A 3033-nucleotide genomic window follows, 5' to 3' on the forward strand; every position below is an offset into this window, starting at 1 on the left:
TTTTGTTCTTTGAAAACTGGATATCATTGTTTTAAAGAAATGCCGAGAACACAGCGTATTTGTATGAGTTTCTAAAAGAAATTCGAATCGCGAAACCGATCGATTTAATCGATCAAGGTTAAGTTACAAAGGGCGCACGGTGGATGCCTTGGCACTAGGAGCCGATGAAGGACGTGACTAACGACGATATGCTTCGGGGAGCTGTACGTAAGCTTTGATCCGGAGATTTCCGAATGGGGGAACCCAGCCACCTTTGGTGGTTATCATTGAGTGAATACATAGCTCAATGAAGGCAAACGCAGGGAACTGAAACATCTAAGTACCTGCAGGAAGAGAAAGCAATTGCGATTCCCATAGTAGCGGCGAGCGAAGTGGGAACAGCCCAAACCAAAGTGCTTGCACTTTGGGGTTGTAGGACCAAACATTGGAGTTACCAAAGTGAGTGATAGACGAAGTCAGCTGGAAAGCTGCGCGAGACAAGGTGAAAGCCCTGTAGTCGAAACCGCTCACCCTCCGTTTGGGATCCTGAGTACGGCGGAACACGTGAAATTCCGTCGGAATCCGGGTGGACCATCACCCAAGGCTAAATACTCCCTAGTGACCGATAGTGAACCAGTACCGTGAGGGAAAGGTGAAAAGCACCCCGGAAGGGGAGTGAAATAGTTCCTGAAACCGTGTGCCTACAATTAGTTGGAGCCCGTTAATGGGTGACAGCGTGCCTTTTGTAGAATGAACCGGCGAGTTACGCTAACATGCGAGGTTAAGGTGAAAAGCCGGAGCCGCAGCGAAAGCGAGTCTGAATAGGGCGAATAAGTATGTTGGTGTAGACCCGAAACCAAGTGACCTACCCATGACCAGGTTGAAGGTGTGGTAAAACGCACTGGAGGACCGAACCCGTGTATGTTGAAAAATGCTGGGATGAGTTGTGGGTAGCGGTGAAATTCCAAACGAACTTGGAGATAGCTGGTTCTCTCCGAAATAGCTTTAGGGCTAGCCTCGGAGGATGGATATTGGAGGTAGAGCACTGTTTGGACTAGGGGCCCATCTTGGGTTACTGAATTCAGATAAACTCCGAATACCAATTATCTTACTCCGGGAGTCAGACGGTGAGCGATAAGGTCCATCGTCGAAAGGGGAACAGCCCAGATCACCAGTTAAGGTCCCTAAATTTATGCTAAGTGGAAAAGGATGTGGCGTTGCACAGACAACTAGGATGTTGGCTCAGAAGCAGCCATCATTTAAAGAGTGCGTAATAGCTCACTAGTCGAGTGACCCTGCGCCGAAAATATACCGGGGCTAAGCATAATACCGAAACTGTGGATGCATCCGTAAGGATGCGTGGTAGGAGAGCGTTCCAAGGGCGTTGAAGGTCGACCGTGAGGACGGCTGGAGCGCTTGGAAGTGAGAATGCGGCATGAGTAGCGAAAGATCGGTGAGAATCCGATCCACCGTATGACTAAGGTTTTCTGGGGAAGGCTCGTCCTCCCAGAGTTAGTCGGGACCTAAGGCGAGGCCGAGAGGCGTAGTCGATGGCAAACAGGTTGAGATTCCTGTACTGATCTATTTTGTTTGACCGATGGCGGGACGCAGGAGGTTAAGTCAAGCACACGGCTGGAAATGTGTGTCCAAGCACTGAGTCTTGAAGCGAGTGAAATGCTTACTTCTCTAAGGACAAGGTGTGATGGGGAGCGAAATTTAAGTAGCGAAGTGACTGATATCACACTGCCGAGAAAAGCGTCTAGGAAGAAATAGATCACCCGTACCGCAAACCGACACAGGTAGTCGAGGCGAGTAGCCTCAGGTGAGCGAGCGAACTCTCGTTAAGGAACTCGGCAAAATGACCCCGTAACTTCGGAAGAAGGGGTGCTGCACGTGAGTGCAGCCGCAGTGAATAGGCCCAAACAACTGTTTATCAAAAACACAGGTCTCTGCTAAATCGTAAGATGACGTATAGGGGCTGACACCTGCCCGGTGCTGGAAGGTTAAGAGGATGAGTTAGCGTAAGCGAAGCCCAGAATTGAAGCCCCAGTAAACGGCGGCCGTAACTATAACGGTCCTAAGGTAGCGAAATTCCTTGTCGGGTAAGTTCCGACCCGCACGAAAGGTGTAATGATTTGGGCACTGTCTCAACGAGAGACTCGGTGAAATTATAGTACCCGTGAAGATGCGGGTTACCCGCGACAGGACGGAAAGACCCCATGGAGCTTTACTGTAGCTTGATATTGAGTGTTTGTACCGCTTGTACAGGATAGGTAGGAGCCGTAGAGGCCGGAACGCTAGTTTCGGCAGAGGCGTTGGTGGGATACTACCCTTGCTGTATGAACACTCTAACCTGCGCCACTCAGCGTGGCGGGAGACAGTGTCAGGTGGGCAGTTTGACTGGGGCGGTCGCCTCCTAAAATGTAACGGAGGCGCCCAAAGGTTCCCTCAGAATGGTTGGAAATCATTCGCAGAGTGTAAAGGTATAAGGGAGCTTGACTGCGAGACTGACAAGTCGAGCAGGGACGAAAGTCGGGCTTAGTGATCCGGTGGTTCCGTATGGAAGGGCCATCGCTCAACGGATAAAAGCTACCCTGGGGATAACAGGCTTATCTTCCCCAAGAGTCCACATCGACGGGAAGGTTTGGCACCTCGATGTCGGCTCATCGCATCCTGGGGCTGTAGTCGGTCCCAAGGGTTGGGCTGTTCGCCCATTAAAGCGGTACGCGAGCTGGGTTCAGAACGTCGTGAGACAGTTCGGTCCCTATCCGTCGCGGGCGCAGGAAATTTGAGAGGAGCTGTCCTTAGTACGAGAGGACCGGGATGGACGTTCCGCTGGTGTACCAGTTGTGCCGCCAGGCGCATCGCTGGGTAGCTATGAACGGACGGGATAAACGCTGAAAGCATCTAAGTGTGAAGCCCCCCTCGAGATGAGATTTCCCATTCCTATATGGAAGTAAGACCCCTGAGAGATGATCAGGTAGATAGGCTGGAAGTGGAAGTGCAGCGATGCATGGAGCGGACCAGTACTAATCGGTCGAGGACTTAACCAAA

1 rRNA gene is annotated in these 3033 nt (G+C 51.2%); it reads left to right on the top strand.

The annotated features are described in order from the left end of the window. Positions 1 to 116: 116 nt before the first annotated feature. Positions 117 to 3032: ribosomal RNA gene (locus JCM13995_RS13200) — 23S ribosomal RNA — on the top strand. Position 3033: the final 1 nt, after the last annotated feature.

Source organism: Lacticaseibacillus camelliae DSM 22697 = JCM 13995 (assembly GCF_001311195.1).
Taxonomy (GTDB): domain Bacteria; phylum Bacillota; class Bacilli; order Lactobacillales; family Lactobacillaceae; genus Lacticaseibacillus; species Lacticaseibacillus camelliae.